The sequence below is a fragment of the Synechococcus sp. R55.4 genome, assembly GCF_047461935.1.
Classification (GTDB): Bacteria; Cyanobacteriota; Cyanobacteriia; order Thermostichales; family Thermostichaceae; genus Thermostichus.
On the sequence record NZ_JANSIF010000046.1, the window covers coordinates 1 to 20,272 of the forward strand.

General features: G+C 58.5%; 19 protein-coding genes and 1 tRNA gene. 9 read left to right on the forward strand and 11 right to left on the reverse strand.

Annotated features, from left to right (window positions below):
- Positions 1 to 357: 357 nt before the first annotated feature.
- From NW842_RS10670 to glmS, 3 genes are all read left to right on the forward strand, one after another.
- Positions 358 to 1,164: an ABC transporter ATP-binding protein gene (locus NW842_RS10670; protein ID WP_414417147.1), complete on the forward strand. Its 807-nt coding sequence runs from the start codon at positions 358 to 360 to the stop codon at positions 1,162 to 1,164.
- Complete coding sequence (locus NW842_RS10675; protein WP_414418007.1) at positions 1,164 to 2,387, forward strand: MlaD family protein; 1,224 nt, start codon at positions 1,164 to 1,166, stop codon at positions 2,385 to 2,387. Before NW842_RS10670 ends, NW842_RS10675 begins: the two co-directional genes overlap by 1 nt.
- Positions 2,388 to 2,521: 134 nt before the next feature.
- Positions 2,522 to 4,369 carry a glutamine--fructose-6-phosphate transaminase (isomerizing) gene (gene glmS / locus NW842_RS10680; RefSeq protein WP_414418008.1) on the forward strand — a complete coding sequence of 616 codons (1,848 nt, stop codon included), beginning with the start codon at positions 2,522 to 2,524 and terminating at the stop codon, positions 4,367 to 4,369.
- Here glmS and NW842_RS10685 read toward each other — a convergent pair.
- Together NW842_RS10685 and atpC are read right to left on the reverse strand one after the other, a co-directional pair.
- On the reverse strand, positions 4,330 to 4,836 hold the full coding sequence (locus NW842_RS10685; protein WP_414355852.1) for a heavy metal-responsive transcriptional regulator: 507 nt from the start codon (positions 4,834 to 4,836) through the stop codon (positions 4,330 to 4,332). The genes glmS and NW842_RS10685 overlap by 40 nt on opposite strands.
- Before the next feature lie 160 nt (positions 4,837 to 4,996).
- Positions 4,997 to 5,404, reverse strand: a complete 408-nt coding sequence (atpC, locus tag NW842_RS10690; RefSeq protein WP_414355851.1) for an ATP synthase F1 subunit epsilon — start codon at positions 5,402 to 5,404, stop codon at positions 4,997 to 4,999.
- Positions 5,405 to 5,710: 306 nt separating this feature from the next.
- Between atpC and NW842_RS10695 the strand changes: the two genes are divergently transcribed.
- Complete coding sequence (locus NW842_RS10695; RefSeq protein ID WP_414355850.1) at positions 5,711 to 6,349, forward strand: Crp/Fnr family transcriptional regulator; 639 nt, start codon at positions 5,711 to 5,713, stop codon at positions 6,347 to 6,349.
- 261 nt (positions 6,350 to 6,610) lie between these two features.
- On the opposite strand, the gene NW842_RS10700 is transcribed toward NW842_RS10695, so the two are convergent.
- The 3 genes from NW842_RS10700 to NW842_RS10710 form a co-directional block, all read right to left on the reverse strand.
- Positions 6,611 to 7,294 (reverse strand): Uma2 family endonuclease, encoded by a 684-nt coding sequence (locus NW842_RS10700; RefSeq protein ID WP_414355849.1) that lies wholly within the window; start codon positions 7,292 to 7,294, stop codon positions 6,611 to 6,613.
- 14 nt (positions 7,295 to 7,308) lie between these two features.
- Positions 7,309 to 7,971 (reverse strand): Uma2 family endonuclease, encoded by a 663-nt coding sequence (locus NW842_RS10705; RefSeq protein WP_414355848.1) that lies wholly within the window; start codon positions 7,969 to 7,971, stop codon positions 7,309 to 7,311.
- Between the two features lie 174 nt (positions 7,972 to 8,145).
- Complete coding sequence (locus NW842_RS10710) at positions 8,146 to 8,970, reverse strand: creatininase family protein (protein WP_414418016.1); 825 nt, start codon at positions 8,968 to 8,970, stop codon at positions 8,146 to 8,148.
- 174 nt (positions 8,971 to 9,144) lie between these two features.
- Here NW842_RS10710 and NW842_RS10715 point away from each other — a divergent pair, with 174 nt between their 5' ends.
- Positions 9,145 to 9,561 carry a hypothetical protein gene (locus tag NW842_RS10715; RefSeq protein WP_414418009.1) on the forward strand — a complete coding sequence of 139 codons (417 nt, stop codon included), beginning with the start codon at positions 9,145 to 9,147 and terminating at the stop codon, positions 9,559 to 9,561.
- On the opposite strand, the gene NW842_RS10720 is transcribed toward NW842_RS10715, so the two are convergent.
- A complete protein-coding gene (locus tag NW842_RS10720) occupies positions 9,558 to 10,823 on the reverse strand; it encodes an aspartate aminotransferase family protein (protein ID WP_414418010.1) in 1,266 nt (421 codons plus the stop codon). The two genes, NW842_RS10715 and NW842_RS10720, sit on opposite strands and share 4 nt — an antisense overlap.
- Positions 10,824 to 10,958: 135 nt before the next feature.
- On the opposite strand from NW842_RS10720, the gene cysC reads away from it, so the two are divergent.
- Together cysC and NW842_RS10730 are read left to right on the forward strand one after the other, a co-directional pair.
- Entirely contained in the window at positions 10,959 to 11,486 is a 528-nt protein-coding gene (gene cysC / locus NW842_RS10725; RefSeq protein ID WP_414355885.1) for an adenylyl-sulfate kinase, read from the forward strand.
- A 96-nt stretch (positions 11,487 to 11,582) separates the two neighbouring features.
- Positions 11,583 to 12,518 carry an alpha/beta fold hydrolase gene (locus NW842_RS10730; protein ID WP_414355845.1) on the forward strand — a complete coding sequence of 312 codons (936 nt, stop codon included), beginning with the start codon at positions 11,583 to 11,585 and terminating at the stop codon, positions 12,516 to 12,518.
- A 9-nt stretch (positions 12,519 to 12,527) separates the two neighbouring features.
- Here the strand turns inward: NW842_RS10730 and NW842_RS10735 are convergent, their stop codons facing one another.
- Positions 12,528 to 13,064 carry an HNH endonuclease gene (locus tag NW842_RS10735; RefSeq protein WP_414355844.1) on the reverse strand — a complete coding sequence of 179 codons (537 nt, stop codon included), beginning with the start codon at positions 13,062 to 13,064 and terminating at the stop codon, positions 12,528 to 12,530.
- 231 nt (positions 13,065 to 13,295) lie between these two features.
- Between NW842_RS10735 and NW842_RS10740 the strand changes: the two genes are divergently transcribed.
- Positions 13,296 to 14,906 (forward strand): nitrilase-related carbon-nitrogen hydrolase, encoded by a 1,611-nt coding sequence (locus NW842_RS10740; protein ID WP_414418011.1) that lies wholly within the window; start codon positions 13,296 to 13,298, stop codon positions 14,904 to 14,906.
- A 66-nt stretch (positions 14,907 to 14,972) separates the two neighbouring features.
- Positions 14,973 to 15,045 (forward strand) — tRNA-Thr (locus tag NW842_RS10745).
- A 121-nt stretch (positions 15,046 to 15,166) separates the two neighbouring features.
- Here the strand turns inward: NW842_RS10745 and NW842_RS10750 are convergent.
- From NW842_RS10750 to folB, 4 genes are all read right to left on the reverse strand, one after another.
- Positions 15,167 to 17,467 (reverse strand): DUF1796 family putative cysteine peptidase, encoded by a 2,301-nt coding sequence (locus NW842_RS10750; protein ID WP_414418012.1) that lies wholly within the window; start codon positions 17,465 to 17,467, stop codon positions 15,167 to 15,169.
- A gap of 309 nt (positions 17,468 to 17,776) precedes the next feature.
- Complete coding sequence (locus NW842_RS10755; protein ID WP_414418013.1) at positions 17,777 to 19,126, reverse strand: sensor histidine kinase; 1,350 nt, start codon at positions 19,124 to 19,126, stop codon at positions 17,777 to 17,779.
- Between the two features lie 34 nt (positions 19,127 to 19,160).
- On the reverse strand, positions 19,161 to 19,742 hold the full coding sequence (locus tag NW842_RS10760) for a tRNA-(ms[2]io[6]A)-hydroxylase (protein ID WP_414418014.1): 582 nt from the start codon (positions 19,740 to 19,742) through the stop codon (positions 19,161 to 19,163).
- Between the two features lie 30 nt (positions 19,743 to 19,772).
- Positions 19,773 to 20,219 (reverse strand): dihydroneopterin aldolase, encoded by a 447-nt coding sequence (folB, locus tag NW842_RS10765; RefSeq protein ID WP_414357851.1) that lies wholly within the window; start codon positions 20,217 to 20,219, stop codon positions 19,773 to 19,775.
- Positions 20,220 to 20,272 lie beyond the last annotated feature (53 nt).

Here is a 20,272-nt window from a genome sequence, read left to right on the forward strand (position 1 = left end):
ATACCGCCTTCCTGTTTGGACTCCGTCCCGCTGACGCGAACAGAGATAGGCAGGATGCGATCGCTTCTTTCCTGAACCATGTTCAGGAGAGTTCAGCGTGAATGTATCAGGTACGGCTTGGGCCTATCGCCAGGGATCCCTGATCTGCCTTGATAGGGCTGTGGGCTGCTTCATTGCCTTGGCCCCTGCCGACTCCTAAACTAGCAGTGAAGCCGACTCAAGGAGGGAAGCATCCTGAGCCCCCAGTTTTGCTTGAAATCATTGGTCAAGTGCTTCAGAAGCAGCATAGACAGCCCAAAGGAGCAGCAGGCCGCGGAAAATAGGCTCCAGCCTTTGGCGAGGGCGGAGGTTCTGAGCATGCCAGCAGTGCAGAGCACTGCCCCCTTGGTGGAGCTGCGCCAAGTTTCCAAGCGCTTCGGCTCGACGGTGGTGCTTGACCACGTGGATCTGAAGGTGTACCGGGGTGAGGCCCTGGGCCTGGTGGGGCCTTCGGGCACCGGGAAATCGACGCTGCTGCGCATCATCGCCGGCCTAACGGAGCCAGACGCTGGAGAAGTGCTCTGGTGCGGGATCCCGCTCCCGGAGATTCAAGCCCATCATGCAACTCCCCCTTTGCGAGTAGGGATGGTGTTTCAGCAGGCCGCCCTCTTCGACTCCCTGACGGTGGAAGAAAACGTGGGGTTTTTGCTCTACGAGCACTCGCAGTTGCCCCGCTCCCGCATTCGGGAATTGGTGGCCGCCAAGCTGGAGGCGGTGGGACTGGCGGGCAAAGAGCACAACCTGCCAGAAGAACTCTCGGGGGGGATGCGCAAACGGGCCAGCTTCGCCCGCGCCATTATGGAGGATCCTTCTCTGCCCCAGGATGAGCCCCAATTGCTGCTGTACGACGAGCCCACAGCGGGCTTGGATCCCATTGCCTCCACGGTAATTGAAGATCTCATCCGGGAGCTGCAGCAGGTGAAAAAAGCCTGTGAGAGCTACATTGTGGTGACCCACCAGCACAGCACCATTTACCGCGCCACCGACCGCATTGTCCTGTTGGCTCAGGGGCGGGTGCAGTGGGAGGGATCCGTGCAGCAGATTGAAACGTGCGATAACCCCTTTGTGCGGCAGTTTTTCAGCGGTAGCGTAGAAGGGCCGATTCAAGTGGCGGGGCAGGTGTGATGCGTTCGCGAGCAGTGCGAGAAGGGGCAGTGGGCCTGTTGATCCTGGCGGGGGCGCTGGGCTTTGCCGGCCTGTTTTTGTGGATCTACAACCTGCGCTTCGGCAGTCGCGGCTTTCAATTTACCGTCACCTATACCAACGTGGCCGGGCTGGCCGAGGGATCCAGCGTGCGGCTGCGGGGGGTAACCGTAGGTCGGGTGGAGCGTATCACGCCTCAACCCAATCAAGTGGAGGTGCAGGTGGCCATTGACCAGCCTTTGGCTATTCCCCGCAACGCCCTGTTTGTAACCAAACAGACGGGGTTGGTGGGGGAAACGGTGATGGACATCCTGCCCCAGGGGAGGGGTCAGGCGGCAACGGGATCCCCTCTGGCAGCGGATTGCGACAGCAGTCAAATCATCTGCGATGGGGATGTGGTGGAGGGCAAACCTGGAGTGGATTTTGGCCAGTTATTGATCCGGCTGGATCAGTTGCTCACACGGATCAACGACGATGAGCTCTTCGACACCCTTAACGCCACCCTAGAAGGGCTCACCCGCGTTGCCAATAGCGTGGCCGATCTCTCAGAAACCGTGGAAGAGCAGGTAGCGGCTATTCGCACCGAAGATCTGGACTTGTTGCAATTCACCACGGCTGCCACGGCCATCCAAGACGCGGCTGGGGCTGTGAGGGGAACTGCCCGCAGTTTGCAAGCGGCTGCCGATCAATTCACCGCCCTGGTGGATCAAAACCGCACTTCCCTTAACGCCGTCCTGGAGAACATTCAGCAGGTGAGCGCCGATCTCCAGGCCATGTCGAGCGCGGTGCGCCCGCTGGTTACCGATCCGCAACTCCAGGCCGATGTGCGCCAGATCCTGGCCGAGGTGCGAGCGGCTGCGGAGAACGTGGCCCAAGCTACCGAAGATCTGCAGCAGATTGCCGCCAGCCTCAACGATCCGGGCACTTTAGCTACTCTGCGCCAAACCCTCGATTCCGCCCGCATCACCTTTCAGAATATGCAAAAAATTACCGCCGACATCGACGAGCTGACCGGGGATCCCCAGTTTCGCCGCGGCATTCGAGAGTTGGTATTGGGGCTGAGCAACTTGGTCTCCAGCGTCCCTGGGGAAGATGGGATCCAGCCCGCGGTGGCCGAAGGGTATCACTTTCGTTTTGCGCCCGTCTCTTTTGCCCAGGGGATTGTCTCTGGATCCCAAGGATGGCAGCCGCAGACTTCCCCATAAATTGGCAACCCGCTGAGGTGAACAACGTCGGCCAAAGCCGTTGAAGGGATCCCGAAGCTGGGGTAGGCTTTGCGGATAAGGTGTTGCCTGTATTGCTACGCAACGCTGATGCGACTGAGGTTGAGGTGTGAGGAATGTGTGGCATTGTCGGCTACGTGGGTTTTCAGTGGGCTGCCCCCATCCTGTTGGAGGGCCTGCGCACCTTGGAGTATCGGGGCTATGATTCTGCCGGCATTGCCACAGTGGATCCCGAAGAGGGATTGAGGATTGTTCGCGCCACCGGCAAGCTGCACAACCTGCTGGTGAAGCTCACCGCCAACATGCCCACCGCCAAGGTAGGGATCGGACATACCCGCTGGGCCACCCACGGCGGCGTGACCGAAGAAAATGCTCACCCCCACTGCGACGAGCGCGGGCGCATTGTGGTGATCCAAAACGGCATTGTGGAAAACTACCTGGAGCTGAAGGAGCGCCTCTTGGAGCGGGGGATCCCATTCCGCTCCCAAACCGATACGGAAGTGATCGCCCAACTGCTCGGCCTCTATACAGAAGAGCTGGGCTCCTTTGAGGCGGCCTTTGGCCAGGTCATGGGGCAACTGCGGGGAGGAAACGCCGTAGTGGCTCTGGATCGGGAGGCGCCGGATCGGCTGATCGCAGCCCGTTTGGGCAATGCCGGAGCCGTGGTGGTGGGAGAGGGAGAAGGGGAAAACTTCGTCGCCTCCGATCTGCCTGCCATTGTCCGCCATACCCGCAAGGTGGTGTTCTTAGAAGATGGGGAAATGGCGGTTCTCACGGAGTCTCAAGTGCGCTACTTGCGCATTACCGGCGAGGAGCTGCGCAAATCCAGCATCACCGTGGCCTGGGATCCCGTCTCAGCCGCCAAGGGAGGCTACAAGCACTTCATGCAGAAGGAGATCTTTGAGCAGCCCCGCACCACCACCGATACGCTGCGGGGGCGGGTGGATCTGGAACAGGGCCGGGTGACGCTGGAGGGGCTAGCGCTTTCTGAGGGGCAACTGGCCCACATCGAGCACATCCACGCTGTAGCCTGTGGTACTGCCTGGCACGCCTGCTGGGTGCTCAAGTACTTCATCGAGAGCTTGGCCCGTACCCCTGTAGAGGTGGACTATGCCTCTGAGTTTCGCTACCGCCAGCCGGTGTTGCGCCCCAACCACCTGTTGCTGGCCTTAACCCAGTCGGGAGAAACCGTCGATACGCTGGCAGCCATGAGCGAGGCCCGCACCCAAGGGATCCCGACCCTGGCGATTGTCAACGCCATCGGATCCCAGGCCAGCCGCCTGGCGGATGCTGGAGTCCTCTACATCCATGCCGGGCCGGAGATTGCCGTGGCTTCCACCAAAGTGTTTACCGGCATGTTGGTGGCAGGGTACTTGCTGGCCTTGCAACTGGCCCAGGCCAAAGGGATCCTCAGCCCGGCCCAGATCCAAGCCCACCTGCAAGCCTTGATTGAGCTGCCGGGCAAGATCAGCCTGATGCTGAAGGACGCCGCCCTCTACGACCAACTGGCGGAGCAGTACCATCATGTTGCCAACATGCTCTATCTGGGCCGCTGGGTTAACGCCCCGATTGCCCTGGAAGGAGCTTTGAAGATGAAAGAGGTGAGCTATATCCACGCCGAAGGCTACCCGGCAGGGGAGATGAAGCATGGCCCTATTGCCCTCATCGACGAGCGGGTGCCGGTGGTGTGCATTGCCACCCGGGATCCCGTCTACGAAAAAATGCTCTCCAACATCGAACAGGTGCGGGCGCGGGGGGGACGGGTGATCGCCCTCATCAACCCCGAAGACACCCAGGTGCGGGAGAAAGCCGACCACATCATCGAGGTGCCCAGCACAACACCCCTGTTGTCGGCGGTTCTGAACGTGATCCCCCTGCAGTTGTTCGCCTACGCCATGGCTTTGCGCCGCGGAGCCGATGTGGATCAGCCGCGCAACTTGGCTAAGTCGGTAACAGTGGAGTAACGGCTGTCGCTCTTGCCACCGCCGGCCCCTGGTTTTTGCAAAATCGGGCAGATCACCTCTTTTTCATCAGCAGCCGCAGGGGGGATCTGCCAATCGGAGAGGAGACCTTGAATTTGGCTTTTCAGCGCTTGCAGATCGGCAATTCGCTGTTCAATCTCCTGCAGCTTGCCTTGCAGATGCTGGCGAATTTCTGGACAAGGCTGCTCCCCTCGGTCGTGGACATCCAGGATTTGGCGGATTTCTTCTAAGCTCAGGCCCAGGCTCTGGCAGCGGCGGATAAAGGCCAGACGAACCAAAACCGAAGGGTCGAACAGCCGATAGCTGGACTCCGCCCGTTCCACCGTTGGCTTCAGCAGGCCTATCGATTCGTAGTAGCGCACCGTGCGTACAGGCAAGCCGGCTGCTAGAGCCACCTGGCCGATCTTCAGGCTAGCAGACAAGTCCTGGACAGCAGCAGGATTCAACATGCCTTCAACTGGATCTTTTGTGGATTCCTCCAGCCTAACAAAGCCAATCTCGGAAGATGGAGAATGGCCATCTGGCTGCGCCTCACCTCCCCCTCTTCCCTGCAGCTTGGGCTATATCTGGAGATCCTGCATCGGGACAGAGTCAGCTTCAAGAGATCCCTCAGGTCTTACTGCCCATCTCGGCAGCTTGGATCAAGGCCCTGGCCCGCTGTTGATCCAACTTGGCCTGCAAGCGCTCTTGCTTGTCGCTGCTGGTATTCAAAACTTTGCTGGCTTCATCCAAGAGGGCCTGAGCCGCCGCCTTATCCACTGTTTCGCCCCGCTCGGCTCGGTTAACCAGGACGGTTACCTCGTTGTTTTCGACTTCTGCAAATCCGCCCATGACCGCAATGGCCGACCACTTTCCATCGGCTTTGACCCGCATAACGCCATTGCCGATAGCAGTTAAGAGGGGGGCGTGCCCGGTGAGAATGCCCAATTGGCCCGAAGTGGCAGGGAGGATCACTTCCTCGCTGGGGGCATCCCAAACCGTGCGGTCGGGGGTAATCACACGAACCATCAGCGTCACGACAGATCTCCTGAAAGCTTGAGCACTTTCGCGTCGACGGTGCGGAGCACCCTGGTTTCGATCCTAGCGGATTAGGATCCCTGCAGCTTTGCCTGGTTCCCCTTTTGTCTTTATTCTCTCGGGGCAGCCACACTTAACCTGGACATAACCTTGCCTTTACTTCAGACTGGGAGGCAAGCGCTAAGGTGTTGTCGGGAACACTTATCTCATGCCCCAACCTCAGCATTGACGGCCAGCCCATTGCTGTTGGTTTGCAAGGGGGAGCCCAACGACTGGTGCGCCCAGTTTTCTTAGCGGAGCCAGCCTATGCCTGAAGCGATGCCTAGCCATTTTGCTGCCGGCCTGTCCACACGGGAGCGCCAACTGCTGGAAGACCTCTACCGCAGCCGCAGTTTATCCCCCTACACTCCCGGCCAGGTTATCCCTTTGTTTCCTGATGAATGGGTGATCGTCTGTCGGGGGGTGGTGCAGTTGACCACCCTCTATCCCAACGGTGGTGAGGCGCTGTTGGGGTTTGCCGGCCCTTCCATGCCCCTGGGATCCCCGCTGACGATGTTGGATCCCTACCAAGCCACGGCTTTGACGGCAGTTGATGTGCTGCGGCTGCCGGCAGCAGAAGTGGAAGCCTCAGAGATCCTGAGTCAAGGGCTGCTCAAGCAGGTGGTGCGTCGGCTGCGCCAAACCGAAGCATTGCTCGCCTTGGCCGGACGGCGGCGGGTGGAGGATCGGCTGCGCCAGTTGCTCTCCCTTTTGGCTGGGGAGCTGGGATCCCCAGTTGCGACAGGGGTTCGCATTCAGGTGCGCCTTACCCACCAGGACTTGGCCAATGCCATCGGCACCACCCGGGTCACCATTACCCGTCTCCTGAACCGTTTTCGCCAGCAGGGCTGGATTGCGGTGGACAAAAACCGTCACCTTGTTATCAAACTCGCCCCCGCTCCGTGAAGCTAGTAGAAAGCCAGTAGAAGCTGAATAAGATCTGCTTCTAGGGCATGGCTAAAAGCTGGCAGTTTTTTGTTCGGAGTTGTAGTCGTTGCAGGTTAGAGTGAGATGCCTGGGCCATTGAGAAAAGACTTTGGCCGCGTGCATTATTGCTCCGCAACGCTGACGCGACCAATGTTTTGGGTGTGGGTGTAGTGCCCTAGTTTGAATCGAAATCAAGGTTTATCCCTAGTTCTTCGACTGGAATCTTCATCAGTGGCAGCCTCAAGCATGGCCTTGTAACTGTTGGATGAGCCAGCTAGCAGCAGCAGTGTTGGTTTGGGTGGCAAGTCGTTCCAGGGCTTGTTCAAGAAGAGCTATTTCTAAGCCTGTCAGCATTTCTAAGCCTGTCAGCACCTGTGACTGGGAGATTGCCCTATAACGCCCCCCCTCAGCTAGCCCAAAGGCAAAGACGCGGCGCCCTTTGACGTCTATCACCCAATACTCGGGAATACCCAAGCTGGCGTAAAGTTGCTTTTGCTCATCCAGGTCAATGCTGAGGGTAGTATCGGCAATTTCGCCCACCAAGTCAGGCGCTCGTTGGTAGCGCAGATCAATCCGCCGCGGTTCACCGGACTGGTACTTGGGGATGTTATCGCCTTTGTAGAGCACCAGATCGGGGGCACAAGCATGGGTCTCGGGGCGTTCGATCAGACAGCGACCATAAGACTGCAAGGGGACATCGGGGTGGAGAAAGGTCCATGCGAAAAAAATTGCCGTCATGAAATCGCTGACGGAGGCATGCTCTGGCCCTTCTTTGCCCATGTTGACCCACAACCAGCCCTGATAAAAGGAAAGTTTCTGCCAATCCACAGCGGGATGGTCGCGGATAGCCACGTAGTCCTGCCAGGTGGCGCTGTGGCGCTCGAGGATAGGGGGGGTTGAGGTTTTTAGGGAGATGACAGTCATATCAATCTTGGTTCTTAAGCCCGGCTTTGCAACTGTTGGAGGAGCCAGTTGGCAGCAGCGGTGTTGGTCTCCTCGGCCAGCCGCTCCAGGGCTTGCTCGAGAAGGTCTATCTTCAGACCTGAGAGCACCTGTGACTGGGCAATGGCCCGATACTGGCCCCCCTCAGCTAGCCCAAAGGCAAAGACGCGGCGCCCTTTGACGTCTATCACCCAATACTCGGGAATACCCAAGCTGGCGTAAAGTTGCTTTTGCTCATCCAGATCAATGCTGAGGGTAGTATCGGCAATTTCGCCCACCAAGTCAGGCGCCCGTTGGTAGCGCAGATCAATCCGCCGCGGTTCACCGGGCTGGTACTTGGGGATGTTATCGCCTTTGTAGAGCACCAGATCGGGGGCGCAGGCATGGGTCTCGGGGCGTTCGATCAGACAGCGACCACAAGACTGCAAGGGGACATCGGGGTGGAGAAAGGCCCAAAAACCAAAGACGATGGTGATGAAATCGCTGACGGAGGCATGCTCTGGCCCTTCTTTGCCCATGTTGACCCACAACCAGCCCTGATAAAAGGAAAGTTTCTGCCAATCCACAGCGGGATGGTCGCGGATGGCCACGTAGTCTTGCCAGGTGGCGCTGTGGCGCTCAAGGATGGGTTGGGTGGCCGGTTTTAAGGAAAGGGTCATTGGTCGCACTGGCGAAGCGTAGCTCTATCACCCCTTAGCAAAAATGAGATGGGGGAGTTCATCTCTTCTCTTCAATCCTAATGGTTTCAATGGCCAGCCAGTTTTGGCGAAAGCCTTTCACAAAGCAGGCCGTAGGTCTATAGGGCAATGAACCACAGACCTTTGCCTGGATCCCTAGACCAGCAGCGGGGCTTTGCGCCAAGCCTTGGGCTGCTGGAACCGGTGCAGATCTCGGATCAGCTGCACCCAGCCGTCAGACATGGACTCCACCAAAACTTTGCCTTTCTCCGGCGTGGCGGCGGTGGCATCGCCCAAAACTCCGCTCTGGGTGAGATCGCGAGTTGCCCAAGCGAAAGGGATCCGCCCTTCCATGCTGAGCAGGCTGTTTTCCGGCAGATCGTGGGGATATTCGCAGACCAATCGGTCGGTTCGCACCGTGTCCGGCAAAAGGTGCATCAGCATACTGGTCTCCCCATCGCCGGCGTGAATGCCCAATTCCCGTTCTTTCTCGGTAAACAGCTCTCGTCCTTCGTGGGGAACGCGCCAGACCGACACCGGAAACAGCATGAAATCTTCATACTTCTGGTGCAGATCGCGGGCAACAATCTCCAGGACCTGTGGCTGGCCACCGTGGGAATTGAGGAACACCAGCTTGCGAAACCCAGCTCGGTAGATGCTCTCTGCCACTTCTGTCAGCACTGCCATCAGGGTTTGAGCCGAGAGGGTAATGGTGCCGGGGAAATGCCAATGCTCGTTGGCTTTGCCGTAACATTGGGTGGGCAAAACATAGGCCGGGATCTCAGGCTCCAGCTTCTCCATGGCGCGCCCAATGATCGCCGTGCCGATGCAGGCATCCACCACCAGGGGCAGGTGGGGCCCATGTTGCTCGATTGAGGCAACCGGCTGAATGATCACCACGTTCTCTTTGTCGGGCATGGCCTGGATCTCCGTCCAGGTCAGGTAGGGGAAAAAGCGGTGGGGCGGGACAAAAGTGTGCATCATGGCGGGATCCGTTCAAGTTTGATCAGAAAGCTACCTAGCACCATGCCACAAAATCGGGTTCACGAAATGCCCGCAAAGACGGGATCCCCGGCCAACCCGCCTGCCAAAGAAAAGTAAGGAGGCCATCGATTAGGATCAGTACAGTCCATATCGTCTTCAGTTAACGATTGCATGCCCCTGTTGCCTTGTTTGCCCGCCCAGTGTGACTCTGTTGAGGGCCTGCGTCTGCTGGGGCGCCCTTTGCCCGCCTCGGCGGAAGTGGGCAGCGCTCCCCCCTCACCCCGTCCCATCCTCGCCCTGCCAGGGCCGCAAGCCACCCTCTATGTGGAGCTGATTCAGGCTTCTCTCCACAATCTTGCGGCGGGATCCCCAGCATTGCTCTGGGTGCGACCTCTCTTGCTCAGGCAGGGATCCCAAGTCTTCAACCTGCGGGCCACCTCGGATTTGCTCTGGCCTGCTGCCGGCTTTGTCCCGGCCTATGCGGAGGAGGTGTTGCCCCTTTTGGAGCAGGCAAGGGATCCCGCTCCCCACGAGCTACCTGCCCGACAGCAGTTGCAGGCATTTCTGCGGCAAGTCTGGCGAGGCTAGGCTGCCCCGGAATGGCCAAGGGAGGCGGCCAACCTTTGCAAAGCCGATGCCAACATCGCTAGAGCCGCGTCAATTTCTGCCGGGGTGACGATCAAGGGGGGCACAAAGCGCACCACCTGGGATCCTGCCGGCACCAACAACAGCCCGCAGTCCATGGCTGCCTTGACCACTTCAGCCGCCGGGATGCGCACCACCAAGCCCTGAATCAGGCCCCAGCCCCGCACTTGCTCAACGAGCTGCGGAAACTGCTCCGCCAAGCGGGACAGCCCCTGACGCAGATACACCCCTGTCTGCTGGGCATTCCAAACCAAACTCTCCGACATTAGCGTGCGGCAAACCGCCAGGCCCACCGCACAAGCCAAGGGGTTGCCCCCAAAGGTGCTGGCGTGATCCCCCGGCTGAAACACGGCGCAAAAGTCTTTCGCCAACAAGGCCCCGATGGGGATCCCACCGGCCAGGCCCTTGGCCAAGGTGAACACATCCGGCTCCACCCCCAGGTTACAGTGGCCCCACAGCATACCAGTACGGCCCATGCCCACCTGCACCTCATCCAAAATCAGCAGAATGCCCCGCTCGCTGCAGATCCGGCGCAACCATTGAAAATAGGCGGGATCCCCCGGCACAACCCCCCCTTCCCCCTGCAACGGCTCCAACAGCACGGCACACACCCGCTCGCCCCAGCGCTCCAACACCGCTGCTGTGCCCTCGATGTCGTTGTAGGGAACGTAATCAAAGCCGGGCACCAGAGGGGCAAAGTCTTTTTGGTATTTGGGCTGGCCGGTGGCGGTAATGGTGGCCAGGGTGCGGCCATGGAAGCTGGCATGGGCGGTGAGGATCATCGGATCTTGGATCCCGCGCACCGTGTGGGCATACTTGCGAGCCAGCTTAATGGCTCCCTCATTGGCTTCCGCCCCTGAGTTGCAGAAAAACACCTTGTCGGCACAGGAGTGCTGGGTCAGCCATTGGGCCAGTTGCGCCTGCGGCTGGTTGTAGTAAAGGTTGGAAACATGATGCAACTGTTGCGCCTGCTCGGTGAGCGCCTGAATCCACACCGGGTGGGCATGCCCCAGAGTACAGGTAGCAATGCCGGCCACAAAATCCAGGTACTCCCGCCCCTGCTCATCCCAAACTCGACACCCCTGCCCGCGCACCAAGGTCAGGGGATAGCGCCCATAGGTGGCCATCACATGCTCGGCAAACAGCTCGGCAGTTGTCGGGGATCCCGAGGGGGCACTGGCAAGAGGCGAAGTTAGAGGAGACATGGCCGGTAAAAGATTGCTGTCGTGTTGGCGGCGCGGAGCGCTTTGGGGCTGACGCAAGCCGTGTTTCGAGTGTACCACCCTGCTTTGGAGATGATATTCTGGCGGGGCCAAAGATTCAGGGATCTCTACGAACCGATGTCGCGGCGGGGGGTAACGGTCTGGTTTACGGGATTGAGCGGGGCGGGCAAAACCACCCTGAGCTGCGGCGTGGCCCAGCAGTTGCGCGCTTGGGGGCTGCCGGTGGAAGTGCTCGATGGGGACCTGGTGCGGCAACATCTCACCAAGGGTCTGGGCTTCAGCAAAGTGGATCGGGAGGAGAACATTCGCCGCATCGGCTTTGTGGCGGAGATGCTGACTCGGCACGGGGTGATTGTGCTGGTGTCGGCTATTTCCCCTTATCGGGCGGTGCGGCAGGAGGTACGGCGATATATTGGCAGCTTCATCGAGGTCTTTGTGGATGCCCCTTTGGAGGTGTGCGAACGCCGGGATGTGAAGGGCCTCTATCGAAAGGCGCGGGCAGGCTTAATCCAGAACTTTACCGGCATCGACGATCCCTACGAGCCGCCGGAACAGCCGGAGGTGGTGTGCAAAACTGCCGAGCAAAGCATCTCCGAATGTATTGACCTGGTGATACAAAGCCTAAAAAGCAGAGGTTATGTCTAACAGGCCCACTGCTCTTACGTTGCCCGTAGAGGGTGGGCTTCCCCCCGGAGTAGCTGCAAAGAACCTAGAATTAAGAAAGGCTTACAAGCAACTCCTATGGCTTCGACATCGGTATCGGCCACTCCCATTTCGGCGCGGTGGATCTGGCGAGGGCAGTCAGTTCATTACGTCAAACAGGGTGAGCAGGGGCAGCCTCTGCTTCTGGTACACGGCTTTGGGGCCTCTACCGACCACTGGCGCAAGAACATTCCCGAATTGGCTCAACATTATCAGGTGTATGCCATTGATTTGCTGGGTTTCGGTCGCTCTGCCAAGCCCAACTGGGACTACCGCACCGAAATCTGGCGGGATCAACTGCGGGACTTTTGCCAACAGGTAATCCGTCGGCCTGTGGTGGGGATCGGCAACTCCCTGGGCGGCTATGTGGTGCTCAGTTTTGCGGCGGAGTGGCCGGAGTGGGTGCGGGGCGTGGTGCTTTTGAATGGGGCAGGTGGGTTTTCCACGCTCAAGGGATCCCCGACCGGATGGCGGCAATGGATAGGCGGATTGGTGGGCTGGGGCCTGCGCCAGCGCCTGGTGTCTTACCTGCTGTTTCAGTATTTGCGGCAGCCGCACGTGATCCGAGCCAAGCTGAAGCAGGTTTACTACGACCCGGCAGCCGTGACCGATCAGCTGGTCGAGGACATTCATCGCCCCACCCAGGATCCGGGTGCTGCCGATGTGTTTGTGGCCTTGATGCGAGGCGGCCAGAAGGGACGCTATGTAGATGAGCTGCTGCGCAGCCTGGTGCGCCCGCTGTTGTTGATCTGGGGAGAGCGGGATCCCTGGATGCGGGCGCGGGAACGCTCTAAGCTCTACCGGGCCCACTACCCTCAAGCGATGGAATACTTCCTGGAGGCTGGCCACTGCCCCCACGATGAGCGTCCAGAACAGGTCAATGCCCTGATCCACCAGTGGATCGAGACAGGAATCCCGGCCACCACTTCTCCCCCCATTTCCAAAGCTGCCCCTGCATCAGAACTCCATCCTTAGGCGGCCAGTCTAGCTTGGGTCGTCCAACGATTCCCCCTGGGGATCCCCTTCTAGGCCGATGGTGTACTTAGACCATTCTCGGTGGGAACCACTGCCGACGGCTTTGGAGATTTCAAAGTAGAGGGTGCTGTGGGGACGGCGGGGTTGGCGCAGCAGGGGCATACCGGCTTCGCGGGGGGTGCGGTTCCCTTTTTTCACGTTGCAACGCACACAGGCACTGACCACATTTTCCCAAGTATCCCCGCCGCCACGAGACCGAGGGATCACGTGATCCAGGGTGAGATCTTCGCCGAAGCAGCCGCAGTACTGACAACGATGCCCATCCCGGTAGAGGACGTTGCGGCGCGTAAGCGGGATCTCCTTGTGGGGAACGTGGACATAGTGGCGCAGACGAATGACAGTGGGCAAGGGAATGTTGCCGTACACCACTCGGCCATTGTGCTCGATTTGCTCGGCCTTGCCCTTAAGCAATAGAACGACCGCTCTGCGCCAACTGGTGATGTTGAGCGGCTCGTAGGAGGCATTCAAAACCAAAACCTTGCCCATAGTGCCGCGCACCGCTGACGGGATCCCCAACCCAAGCCGGAAGGCGCCAGCCCCCTGAAGTTATGCAAAATGTTAACACAGCTTTAGATTCAAGCAGTAGGAGTTCTGTGCTCCAGGAGATATTCCCGGCTGCTGCGAGAGCGCTACTCTGGAAAAGACCTGCCGGCAAGGGCGTGTTGATCCTGGGGCATTACGTGGGGTTTCCCGAATAGGCTGAACTTTATTGAGGTGATGAAGCTGGAACTGAAATCTTCAACTCAACGGCAGGATCTGCCCCAAAAGAGAAACCCAGGCGAGGGATCCCGCTGGCTGATGGGTTTGGCCATCCTGCTGCTCTGTCTGGGATCCCCCAACCGCTGGTGGCACTGGTTTCCGGGAGCGCTGCTGGGCTTAGCCCTGCTGTTTGGCCTGTGCGAGCAACGGCAAGGGTGGGCGCGGTGGCGTTTGGCCTATGGCCTCTGGTTTTGGGTTTGCCTGTATGCCTTCTGGGTGGATCCCTTCTCGGTTAAGGTGTTGAGCGCCTGGGAGATCCTGGGGGGCGTGGTGGTGGCTCCCCTGATCCCCCTCTTTTTCACCACTGCTACGCTCCTGAGTTTGCAACTGAGTCGTCCCCTGCCGGTTTGGGCACGTCCGCTGGGTTTGGCCACGGTCTGGACGGGCTTGGATGGGCTGTTGGGCTTGCTCTGGTGGCCCATCCCTTTCCACTGGGGATCCCTGTTGTTCGACTGGCCCCTCGGGATCCAAGTAGCCGATGTTACGGGGATCTGGGGGGTTACCTTCTATGCCGTGTTCGTCAATGGGGTTCTTTGGCAGATGGCCAGGCAGATTTCTAGCCGGTGGCAGACGGCTAGGGGATCCCTGAGAAACGCTTTGGGTGAGATGCTCAAGAACAGAGATTTCTGGAGTACGCTTGCCTGCGGCCTGGGGTTGACGGGGCTGGTCTTGGCTTATGGAAGCGTGCGCCTGGCTTACTTCGATGCCTTGGCCGTCGAAAACAGGGATCCCGGCTTTCGGGTGGGGGCAGTGCAGCAGGTGGCTTGGCTGGAAGCCGATCGCAGTTGGGACTACCGCATGGAGCGCTACCGGGAGCTGCATCAGCTTTCTGCCCAGGGGGTGGCTGCTGGGGCACAGTTGGTGGTTTGGCCGGAGGGGGCGCTGCGGGCACGGCTGCTGAATACTGGCCTGGAACCCTACGTGATCGAGCCGATGCAAGCGATTCTGCCACCGGAAGGCGCTTTGATTACGGGGGCAACAGAGCCGGATCCCCGCACAGCCCATTTGCCGGAGCCAGAGCAGCGATTTTTTAACACGGCCCTGTTGTTTGACGCCCGGGGCAACTTACTGGATGGGTTTGGCAAGCAGTGGATCTTTCCCTATTTCGAGTCGGGGCGCTACGTGCCTTCACCCGATGGCTATCGGCCTCTGGACGGAGGGGAGCTTTTCGGGCCTTTGGGGGTGATGATCTGCTTGGAGAGCGTCTTGCCTGCGCCCAGCCGAACTTTAACCCGTCGCGGCGCCGAGTCTTTGATCGTGATTTCGGATGATAGCTGGTTTGGTAATAGCCACTGGCCGATGTTGCATGGCCAGCTCTCGGTTTTCCGGGCTGTGGAAAATCGGCGGGGCGTGGTGTTTGTCAATAACACAGGCGGCAATCTGGTGGTGGATCCCTCAGGTCGGCTCCAGCAGGTTGGCCCCATCTTTCAGCGGGGGGTGATTACGGGAGAAGTGAAGCGGCGTTCTGAGACAACTTTCTACAATCGCGCGGGGGATTGGCTGGCGTGGCTGACGTTGGGGCTATCTTTGGGGCTATGGCGCTGGGGATCCCGAGCAAGGCAAGGATGAGTTAGAATCGATAGGCCCACCGGTGGGTCTGCGGATTCTCCTATCCAGTCCTCACTTCAAAGCCCTGCTGATGTAGCTCAGTTGGTAGAGCAGCTCACTCGTAATGAGCAGGTCGTCGGTTCGAGTCCGATCATCAGCTTTCTGGAGTTGAACACCTCAGAGTCCCTTTGGGAGAAGAGTTGGGGGTGGTCGCGGAAGCGGCGCGGAGCGTTTGGGCAGCAGCGATCATTCTTTCGAATTGCAGTGAAACCTTGGAACGGCTACAGTTGTGGAGGGCACCAGAAAAGATTTCGGGTAGAGACCCCCAAAGAATGGAGAATATCTCTCATTACCCCTGTGCAGTACTTCCAATGCTCAGGATCTGCACACATGCGATCGGGATTTAACTCCATCTCATAATGGATAACATTGGGGATCCCGGCAAACTCATCAGAAGACTGAGGAGAAACAATCAGCAACAGAAAAGGTTTGCCCCTGCGCTTAGCCGCCAGCTTATCCATTAAGTCAACAACGGCCTCTCGCCGGCAACCCCCTGTTCGCACAAACAAGACTTTATCGGCTTTTTCCAAAACATACATAAAACGCTTGGCGCGAGCAGTGTAGCGAGTTCGCATTCGCTCATGGATGGGATCCATATTCTGAAGTGGATCTTCCCCCTCTTCCACTTCATGGCCAAAAGAGAGGCCCGTCCACTTGCTGTGGTAAATTCGCCTATCTTCAGGGCTGTAGTGTAAATATTGCGGATCCCACATGCCCTGAAACTCGTTGTGGATCATATCGGCCACATCGGCCAAATTGCTGGTGCGTGTCAAATCAAAAGGAAAGGCAGGCCCGTCATATTCCAACTTGTAGAGCAGCATTCGCACCGCGCAGCGATCCCCTAACGGCACAATGGCAACACGATGAATATCCGATAATTTGCAGGTGTATTCCAGCAGCATGACCGATTCGGGAGCAGCCTTTACCCGGCTTTCGAGGCCGCCTTCCCCGATCATCAAGGTGCGGAAGAGAGCTTCCCGGTGGCTCGGATCTTCGTAAACACCCATCGGCATGGCTTTGAGAGCAGCCCGCACTTCCTTCCACATGGGGTGGATGTTGTACTCGTGATTGCTCTGGTTGATCACGCACAGGCGAGGCATGGGATTAGAAGAGCCTTCTGAGGATCCACTGAGCTTGAGAAGGATCAACGATCCATCCTCGAAGATCGTTTCTACTGATTCCGAGGAAAAGAACTGAGCTATTGGGGAGAAGACCAGATCGGCATCTGCAGGAACGGAGAGGGTGGTTTGCACCGAACCATCTTCTTGTACGGAAAGGGAATATGAGGTAGCATCCCCTAGCCTTTCATCGCTTTTGCCAATATACAGACCCGGCTGTAGACCTGCTTTTTGGAAAGCGGCTTGCAAAGGTTGCCAAGTGGGCGTGATGGTGTAAGGGTAGGGAGTTATATTCACGATGCGAAATTGGTTTTTGCCTGTTTCTGCAGTCACCCAAAAACCATGCTCATCTGCAAAAACGACCCGTTCTCCAACGGGTTGAGCAAGCTTTCTACGAGCTGAACTAACTTGGCCGGGATCCAAAAGAGAGAGATCGATGGCCTCAAACATGACCTGATGACCCTTGGAATTGGGGTGAGCTGGGTCAAAAGCAAGGTCTGGTTTCCAGCGGCCCTGTCCATCTTCCAAATGAGGCAGCCAATTGAACACAGGGCATCCCCAGCTGAGCATTCTTTGCTGAGTTTCTTGCAAAAGAAGATGCTGTTCTGGGCCGTAGTTTGCATGGGGATAAACCCCTCCCAGAACTGGCAAGGCTCCAATGTCTTGAATTCGCTGAATTAGCCGCTGTAGGCCGTTTTCAAACCGCCTCTGCAGGGCGCGGCGATGCTGGGGCAAGGCCGATACCAAGCCTTCATTTCCCAAGGACAGGGCAACAATAACGACATCAGGACGTTCAGGGATCACCGCCTGCTCAAACCGCAACAGAGTTCGGCTGACATTGGCCCCCAATTGGGAGAGATTTCGCACTTGATGGCCATAGCGCTCTTGTAGAGCTTTCTGCAACAGCCAAGCCCAACCTCGCAACAGCCAAGCGCTGCACCCCAGGGCAACGGAGCTGCCCAAAATGACGACTTTTAGCCCTTGCGGATTTTCCGGTTCGACCTCAGGAATGGGATCGGCAAAATAGCCGTAAGGATAGGCAGGGATCCGGCCAAACTCTCCATCCTCGACAATCAAAACTGCCGGTAAAGGTTCTGGTTCAAGGGGCACCCAGCGATTGACAGCGGTGGATTCCCAAATCACTTCGCCACCGGCTTGCACGCGCAGATATCGGTACTCCACTCGAGGAGTTTCTTTTAAACATCCACTGTAGGGTAACAGCGGGCCGGGCGCGCCATCTGCCGGGCTCAACGGCAACTCTACCCACCACAGCGGATAGCGAGTCGGATCCGTCTGCAGCCAAATGCAATGGCAGGGATCCCAGGAGCCCAATTTTGCGCTGGATCCCACCAAGGCAATTCTCTCGCCCGGCTGGGTGATGGCACGAACCTGGAAGCGATACATAACGTTTTCCTGGCACAGGATTCAATGGGAAATTGTGGGGCTGCGCGGGCGGACTGCACTCACTCATCACCCAATCAACAGCTCAGCAGCCGGCTGAGAAGGGCAAGAGCCTGGGAGCTGATCCCATCTCTGCTGTTTTATCGGGGAAAAAGAGAGATTCTTAAATCTGGAAAGCAAAGGTTAAGAGAAGGTCTTTGACACCCAGAAATTCAGTTCAACCGGGCCAATACGGTTCTGAATAAAAACCAAGTCAATTTTCGGCTTAAAGCTAGCATATTGACTGAGGACTGTCTGTTTTCCAGAGCACTTTCAGACCCTCTCTGGGGTACAGATTTCCAACTGCCGCTGGGGCAAAATAACTTCAAAGCTGGATCCCTGGCCCAGCTTACTCTCCACCTGCACCTGACCTTGATGCTGTTGGGCAATGCTTTTGACGATCGCCAGCCCCAAACCTGACCCTGAGAGGCGACCGGGATCCCCGCTGCGAGCCGGATCTGCTCGATAAAAGCGATCGAACACATGGGGCAGAGCCTGAGGCGGGATCCCTGGCCCGGTATCTTGTACCCGCACCACCAGCTCTGGGGATCCAGAGCGCAGCCGCTGCTCCAGCCTCACCTGCACCTCTCCTTGGGGGGGAGTGTGGAGAAGGGCATTTTCGATCAAGTTGGTAAACAGGCGGGCCAATTGATCTTCATCTCCCCAAAAGCCAAAGGGATCCACCTGGGCGGGAGAAGGTTCCGTCCCGCTCTCAGGGGCAGCAATATCCAGCTGCAAGCGGATCTGCTTTTGGTTGGCCAAGCCCTGCAGCTCTTCCACCACCTGCAGCAGCAGAGCATCCAGCGCACAGCAACGGGGTTGGAAAGGCACCATACCGCTGTCGTGGCGGGCCAGAAACAGCAGGTCATCCACCAGACGACCCAGCCGTAAACACAACCGCTCCACCATCTGCCAGCGCTGCCGGGTGTCGGCATCCAATTGGGAATCCGCCAAAGCCACCTGTACCGCGGTTTGAATGCTGGCCAAGGGGCTGCGCAGCTCGTGAGAGGCGTCGGCGGTAAATTGCTTGAGCTGCTGATAAGACTGCCGGATGGGTTGCATGGCCAAACCGGAGAGCATCCAGCCGATGGCTCCCACACTCGTCAAGCCGGCCACCACCCAGAGGGAAAGATCCCGGATCAACTGTCGCGTTGGCTTGCTCACCTCAAACCAAGGATGGCTGACCCGCAGATAGCCCAGCAGCTTCCCACCGGCCACGATCGGCTCGGTGAACTGACGCAGCCAATACCCAGGAGCGATGCGGGCAGTGTGCAGGGATCCCTCGGTCAACAGGGGGGCAGGGATCCCGCCGGGCACCGTGGACCAGATGAGCGTTCCTTGAGGGCCGAACCACTCCAAGTCGATGTGATCGTCCTCTAGGGTGCTGGGATCATCCCGAAAGCTGGCCTCCAAGCTGCGGCGGGCTTGCTGCGGATCCAAGAGGCTCTCATCCACCACCAAAGACCGCTCGACAATTTCCACCACATGGCCAAGGGTATCGTCCACCCGCTCGATCAGGGTTGACTGCACGTACCAATAGAAGCTGCCGGCAAACAACAGCAGCAACACTGCCGTAACCGTTGTATACCAGAAGGCCAACCACTGCCGCGTCGCTTGGAACATGGGAGCTGCACCGCGGGGGGAGAACGGAGTGGGGCTAGCTGTGAACACGGGGGTCGGGGTGAAGGGTGGATAAGATCTCGGCTTCCACCTGGAGTAGAGTATCGAGACGCTCCTGCACCTGATCGGCAGGGAACTGATCCAAGGCCAAATCCAAATAAAGCTGCCAATGGCGCTCCTCCGCAGCCGCCAGCCACAGGTAAAACTGCCGCAACTCCAGGTCAGGCGCGTGGATCCCGAGCAGGCCCAAGCGCTCGTGGCTGCGGGCCTCAATGATGGCTGTCACCAGCAGGGTATCCAACAGATGCTCCGGCTCGGAGCGGCGCAGGTGTTGGTTCAGACGACCGGCATAGGGCGCAGCCGACAAGGGCTTGATGGGGATCCCCAACCGTTGCAGGTGGCGATGCACCCGCTCAAAATGCTGCAGCTCCTCCCGCGCCAGCGGCGAGAGGGTTTCCACCAAACGCCCATTAGCCGGGTAGCGAAACAGCAAGCTGAGGGCGTTGCCCGCTGCTTTTTTCTCACAATTGGCGTGGTCTAGCAAGACCAGATCGATGTGCCGGGTAGCCTGTTCGATCCAGTCCTCAGAGGTACGAGAAGCAAGTTCTAGAGCAAGCACAGGGTCGGTAGGAAAGGGTTAAGAGAAGTTCTAGGGACGAACAATCTCCACAGTAACCCGCCCCGTCAGCTCCGGGATCGGGGGATGACACTTGGTCAATCGGATCTTAGCTTTGCTGGCCCCTGTCTCCCGCAGCACCATTTCGGCAATCGCCTCCGCCAAGCTCTCGATCAGCACAAACTGATTGCTTTTCACCAGTTCCGCAATCCCGGCCACTGCAGAACGGTAGTCGAGGCTATCACACAGTTGGCCGCTGAGAGCAGCCGGGCGCAGATCCGCCCACAACTCGAAATCCACCTCAAACCATTGCCCCAAAGCCCGTTCCGCCTCATCAAAACCGGTATAACCGTAGTAGCGCAGGCCGGAGACGATCAGCCGATCTCGCAACTGCTCGGGGGGTCGCCGAGGGATCCGATCGGGATCCGGATAGGGCTGCTGACCGTCGCTGCTAACACTGGTGGGGATCTGTAGCTCCATCACAACCTCCCAGCTCGACCTGGAGACCCTATCCCGCAGGGCCTGGCGAAACA

What these genes read in the sequence shown, in the direction of transcription:
- NW842_RS10670 (WP_414417147.1), top strand. Translation starts at nt 358, where the DNA reads ATGCCAGCAGTGCAGAGCACTGCCCCCTTGGTGGAGCTGCGCCAAGTT.
- NW842_RS10675 (WP_414418007.1), top strand. Translation starts at nt 1,164, where the DNA reads ATGCGTTCGCGAGCAGTGCGAGAAGGGGCAGTGGGCCTGTTGATCCTG.
- glmS (WP_414418008.1), top strand. Translation starts at nt 2,522, where the DNA reads ATGTGTGGCATTGTCGGCTACGTGGGTTTTCAGTGGGCTGCCCCCATC.
- NW842_RS10685 (WP_414355852.1), bottom strand. Translation starts at nt 4,836, where the DNA reads ATGTTGAATCCTGCTGCTGTCCAGGACTTGTCTGCTAGCCTGAAGATC.
- NW842_RS10695 (WP_414355850.1), top strand. Translation starts at nt 5,711, where the DNA reads ATGCCTGAAGCGATGCCTAGCCATTTTGCTGCCGGCCTGTCCACACGG.
- NW842_RS10700 (WP_414355849.1), bottom strand. Translation starts at nt 7,294, where the DNA reads ATGACTGTCATCTCCCTAAAAACCTCAACCCCCCCTATCCTCGAGCGC.
- NW842_RS10705 (WP_414355848.1), bottom strand. Translation starts at nt 7,971, where the DNA reads ATGACCCTTTCCTTAAAACCGGCCACCCAACCCATCCTTGAGCGCCAC.
- NW842_RS10710 (WP_414418016.1), bottom strand. Translation starts at nt 8,970, where the DNA reads ATGCACACTTTTGTCCCGCCCCACCGCTTTTTCCCCTACCTGACCTGG.
- NW842_RS10715 (WP_414418009.1), top strand. Translation starts at nt 9,145, where the DNA reads ATGCCCCTGTTGCCTTGTTTGCCCGCCCAGTGTGACTCTGTTGAGGGC.
- NW842_RS10720 (WP_414418010.1), bottom strand. Translation starts at nt 10,823, where the DNA reads ATGTCTCCTCTAACTTCGCCTCTTGCCAGTGCCCCCTCGGGATCCCCG.
- cysC (WP_414355885.1), top strand. Translation starts at nt 10,959, where the DNA reads ATGTCGCGGCGGGGGGTAACGGTCTGGTTTACGGGATTGAGCGGGGCG.
- NW842_RS10730 (WP_414355845.1), top strand. Translation starts at nt 11,583, where the DNA reads ATGGCTTCGACATCGGTATCGGCCACTCCCATTTCGGCGCGGTGGATC.
- NW842_RS10735 (WP_414355844.1), bottom strand. Translation starts at nt 13,064, where the DNA reads ATGGGCAAGGTTTTGGTTTTGAATGCCTCCTACGAGCCGCTCAACATC.
- NW842_RS10740 (WP_414418011.1), top strand. Translation starts at nt 13,296, where the DNA reads ATGAAGCTGGAACTGAAATCTTCAACTCAACGGCAGGATCTGCCCCAA.
- NW842_RS10750 (WP_414418012.1), bottom strand. Translation starts at nt 17,467, where the DNA reads ATGTATCGCTTCCAGGTTCGTGCCATCACCCAGCCGGGCGAGAGAATT.
- NW842_RS10755 (WP_414418013.1), bottom strand. Translation starts at nt 19,126, where the DNA reads ATGTTCCAAGCGACGCGGCAGTGGTTGGCCTTCTGGTATACAACGGTT.
- folB (WP_414357851.1), bottom strand. Translation starts at nt 20,219, where the DNA reads ATGGAGCTACAGATCCCCACCAGTGTTAGCAGCGACGGTCAGCAGCCC.